This is a genomic window from Acinetobacter entericus, assembly GCF_026168575.1.
Lineage (GTDB): Bacteria > Pseudomonadota > Gammaproteobacteria > Pseudomonadales > Moraxellaceae > Acinetobacter > Acinetobacter bouvetii.
Genome location: NZ_JAPEQW010000057.1, coordinates 2,825 through 6,879 on the forward strand (window position 1 = coordinate 2,825; position 4,055 = coordinate 6,879).

Here is a 4,055-nt window from a genome sequence, read left to right on the forward strand (position 1 = left end):
AATATGACACCGTTTACCTTGCAATATGACACCGTTTACCTTGCAATATGACACCGTTTACCTTGCTTATAGCACTAAAATTAATTATTGTGTCATAGCATAATAATTAATACTGGTGCTTCATGAGAGAGTTAGTGGTAAAAGACAATGCCTTAATCAATGCAAGCTATAACTTGGATTTAGTAGAACAACGTTTAATTTTATTGGCTATTGTTGAAGCAAGGGAAAGTGGGAAAGGGATTAATGCTAATGATCCCCTAGAAGTACATGCCGAAGGCTATATCAATCAATTTGGTGTACATCGCAATACTGCCTATCAAGCATTAAAAGATGCCTGTAATGATTTATTTGCTAGACAATTTAGTTATCAAAAAATAAATGAAAGAGGGAATATTGAGAACTATAGATCTCGTTGGGTTAGTGAAATTGGATATGTAGATAATGAAGCAGTGGTTAAGCTTATCTTTGCCCCAGCCATAGTTCCATTAATTACACGTTTAGAAGAGCATTTTACTAAATACGAATTACAGCAAGTTAGTAATCTCAGTAGTGCTTATGCTGTCCGCTTATATGAACTATTAATTGCTTGGAGAAGTACCGGTTCTACTCCAGTTATAGAGCTAAGTGATTTCCGTCAAAGAATTGGTGTGCTCGATACAGAGTACAAGCGTATGGAGCGCTTTAAAACTAGTGTACTTGAGCTTGCTATTAAACAAATAAATGAGCATACGGATATCACTGTAAAATATGAACAGCATAAAAAAGGTCGATCAATTTCAGGTTTTTCTTTTACGTTTAAACAGAAGAAAAAGGATAATCCATCAATAGAAAGAGATCCGAATACCTTAGACCTTTTTTCAAAGATGACCGATGCTCAACGGCATATGTTTGCAAACAAACTTTCAGAACTCCCTGAAATGGGTCGCTATTCACAAGGAACCGAAAGCTATCCTCAATTTGCTGTTCGTATTGCTGAGATGCTACAAGACTCTGAAAAAATCAAAGAACTAGCCCCATACCTAAAAAAAGTGGGATATATGCCATCAAATAAAAAGGACATAGTAAATGGCTAAGTTATCGCTAAGTGAAGTATCTAAAAAATTTCATATTGATAGGTCAACCATTTACAGAGCTGTACGTAATGGGCGTTTATCACGCTCTAGTGATGGTCAATTTGACCTTTCGGAAGTGATTAGATGCTTTGGGGAGCCTGAGCAAATATCTCAACAAATTGAATCATTTAAATCAGATAGCGATGAATCTACAAAAAAACTCATTATTCATTTAGAAAACGAAGTTAAAAAATACCAAGAACGTGAACAGCGTTTAATGCAGCAAATCGACCGTATGCAGACGCTTATTGAGTTAAAAACTGTTGCACCCACCACGGCAGCGCCACAACAAGATGCTACGGCATGCGACACCGATATGCCACAGCATGCGACAACACAACAAGACAATGATAATAAAAAGAATAATGAATTAAATATTGTAGAAAACGTGGCAATGCCACAGCAAGAAACTACAGCACACCACAGCCAAACGCTACAGCATGCCACGTTGCAAAATGTGGCAGTGCCACAACCTAAAAAGCGTGGCTTATTTGGCCGTGTGCTGAATGCTGTGTTTGATCATGACTGAGCAATCAAGGGAGAGAGATCATGCCGAAACTGAAAGACATTGCCCTGGGAATTATTGTGGCTCCGCTGCTGATCCCGATCATGCTGATTGCATCGTACCAGGATAAAAAGGCGCTGAAGAAAGAGCTGGATGAACGCCAAAAAGAAAAAGACCAGGCATCCTGATTATTCAATTGAGCTAATCAAAAGTGTGGAACATTGGTCAAAGAATAAGCGTGGAACGTGAAAAGTCATAAAAAAAGCCCAATCGGGTGTGATTGGGCTATCAACTAGAAACTACAGCATTGATTTCTATAGATAATTATAACGCATTTCGTATAAGGTGTATTATGTTAATTTTAGATAAACTATAGAATCCATTAGTTTTTAAACCAATAAATTAAATATTTTATGGAACTCCAGAATATTTATTCAGGCGATACTTAAGCAATAAGGGTAGGGTGATTACATAAAGTATTGCAGCTAATGCCCATACCATTCCAGGAGCTGATGCCTGAGTCATAAAATAGAGGCTAGTAACTAATACAGGACCAATTATAGCCCCCAGACTATTAAAACTGCTTAATAGCCCTTGTAATTCACCTTGTCTTTCATCACTAATACCTCTGGACATCATTGCTTGCAAAGCAGGAACGGCTACTCCACCAAGGGCAAACAATGGTAACAACGCAAAAGGCACCCATTCTTCAACAGCAATAGATAAAAGAAGTAAACCAATTGCATCGCAAGCTATTCCACATAACAACGTATTTTTCTCTCCAAACCTCTTTACCATAGGGGCGATAGCAAAAGCCTGTGCAATAGAATGGCATATTCCATAACTAGCAAGGGAAACACCTGCAATAAATATACTCCAGCCATAACGATCCTGCCCATAGATAACCCATAAAGTTGCGGGGACTTGTGAAACCAATGTGATAATTAAAAAGATACCAAGCAATGGAGCCATATTAGGTTGAGTGATCAAATAGGATAATTTCTTTAATATTGATTGCTCCTGAACCTTCTCAGTCATTTTATTGCTGTGTTTTGATTCTTTTAATAAGACTGCTGTCATTATTAAATTAATCCCATTCATAAAAGCAGCAGCAAAGAACGGTGCATGTAAGTTCCATTCACCCAAAACTCCACCTATTACCGGACCCGCTATAAACCCAATACCAAAGACAGCTCCAAGGAGACCAAACCTTTTTGCACGCTCATGGGCTGGAGTAATATCTGAAACATAAGCTGTTGCAACAGCCATGTTGGCACCTGTAATTCCCGCAAAAATACGACCAATATATAGCCACAATAGAGAAGGAGCAGCAGCCATTAGGAGATAATCAGCCGTTGCACCAGCAATTGAAATAATTAATACAGGTCGACGTCCAAATCGGTCACTCAACGCTCCAAGGATAGGTGCAAAAATGAACTGCATCAGAGCATACACAGCTAATAAAGCACCATAGTGAACACCGCCTGCTTCAGCTCCAGCCAATGACCGTAATAATTCAGGCAAGATCGGCATAATTAAACCAATCCCAACAGCATCCAGAAATATAGTGATTAAAATCACGCTCAATGATTTCTTCACAAATGCCTTCTCTAGCAATGATAGAATTAATATTCTCTCACACACTCCCTATCAGTGATAGATTTATGAGTAAAAAAGATATTGCACCTCAACGTCTGACACGTGAAATAGTCCTGCGTACCGCATTGGATATGTTGAATGAAGAAGGCATAGATTCAATAACCACACGCAAGCTAGCTCAACGATTGGGTATTAAATCTCCAACTCTATATTGGCATTTCAAGAATAAATCCTTGTTAATGGAAGCAATGGCGGAAACCATTATAAATGAACACCATTTAGTTTCTTTACCCATCGATGGGATGACATGGCAAGATTGGTTGCTCGCTAATTCTGTAAGCTTTCGTCGAGCACTACTAGCTTACCGTGATGGTGCTCGTCTACATGCAAGAACTAGCCCCAGTCAAGGACATTTCAACACGATTGAGGCCCAAGTTGCGCTGTTATCTCATGCTGGGTTTTCTCCTGTTGAAGCAGTTGCATTACTTATGACATTAGGAAGGTTTATTGTTGGGTGGGTCCTTGAGGAGCAGCAAGAAGAAATAAGATCAGACCCACCATTCGAAGCCGATCCAACTATATATCCACTCATGCTCCAAGGAGTGAATACCTTACAAAATATGAATGCGGATGACATTTTTGAAAATGGGATTCGTATGGTGATTATCGGTGCTGAAAGACAACTTGATATTAAAATGCAAACTTAACTCTATACTGCTTTAAGCAACTGTTCTATTTAGTAATAAAGCTTTTATCCTTAATTATTTAACATAATGGCTGTTATGCGAAACGAGATTGTTAGAACCCATTTAAAGTGTCTATATTCTCACCAATAAAAA

Annotated in this window: 5 protein-coding genes; 4 read left to right on the forward strand and 1 reads right to left on the reverse strand. The window is 38.5% G+C overall.

The window, feature by feature from the left end:
* Positions 1 to 122: 122 nt before the first annotated feature.
* The 3 genes from repM to OKC24_RS18795 are packed head-to-tail and all read left to right on the forward strand — an operon-like array spanning position 123 to position 1,805.
* Positions 123 to 1,073 carry a replication initiation protein RepM gene (gene repM / locus OKC24_RS18785; protein WP_174761544.1) on the forward strand — a complete coding sequence of 317 codons (951 nt, stop codon included), beginning with the start codon at positions 123 to 125 and terminating at the stop codon, positions 1,071 to 1,073.
* Positions 1,066 to 1,641 carry a plasmid replication DNA-binding protein gene (locus tag OKC24_RS18790; RefSeq protein WP_265466193.1) on the forward strand — a complete coding sequence of 192 codons (576 nt, stop codon included), beginning with the start codon at positions 1,066 to 1,068 and terminating at the stop codon, positions 1,639 to 1,641. Before repM ends, OKC24_RS18790 begins: the two co-directional genes overlap by 8 nt.
* 20 nt (positions 1,642 to 1,661) lie before the next feature.
* Positions 1,662 to 1,805: a hypothetical protein gene (locus OKC24_RS18795; protein ID WP_001125247.1), complete on the forward strand. Its 144-nt coding sequence runs from the start codon at positions 1,662 to 1,664 to the stop codon at positions 1,803 to 1,805.
* A gap of 223 nt (positions 1,806 to 2,028) precedes the next feature.
* On the opposite strand, the gene tet(39) is transcribed toward OKC24_RS18795, so the two are convergent.
* Positions 2,029 to 3,216, reverse strand: coding sequence for a tetracycline efflux MFS transporter Tet(39) (tet(39), locus tag OKC24_RS18800; RefSeq protein WP_004856455.1), 1,188 nt, complete (start codon positions 3,214 to 3,216; stop codon positions 2,029 to 2,031).
* Positions 3,217 to 3,281: 65 nt separating this feature from the next.
* Here tet(39) and OKC24_RS18805 point away from each other — a divergent pair, with 65 nt between their 5' ends.
* A complete protein-coding gene (locus tag OKC24_RS18805) occupies positions 3,282 to 3,923 on the forward strand; it encodes a TetR/AcrR family transcriptional regulator C-terminal domain-containing protein (RefSeq protein WP_004787586.1) in 642 nt (213 codons plus the stop codon).
* The last annotated feature ends 132 nt before the right edge of the window (positions 3,924 to 4,055 follow it).

Coding starts and splice junctions, on each gene's coding strand:
- repM (WP_174761544.1), top strand. CDS start 123: ATGAGAGAGTTAGTGGTAAAAGACAATGCCTTAATCAATGCAAGCTAT.
- OKC24_RS18790 (WP_265466193.1), top strand. CDS start 1,066: ATGGCTAAGTTATCGCTAAGTGAAGTATCTAAAAAATTTCATATTGAT.
- OKC24_RS18795 (WP_001125247.1), top strand. CDS start 1,662: ATGCCGAAACTGAAAGACATTGCCCTGGGAATTATTGTGGCTCCGCTG.
- OKC24_RS18805 (WP_004787586.1), top strand. CDS start 3,282: ATGAGTAAAAAAGATATTGCACCTCAACGTCTGACACGTGAAATAGTC.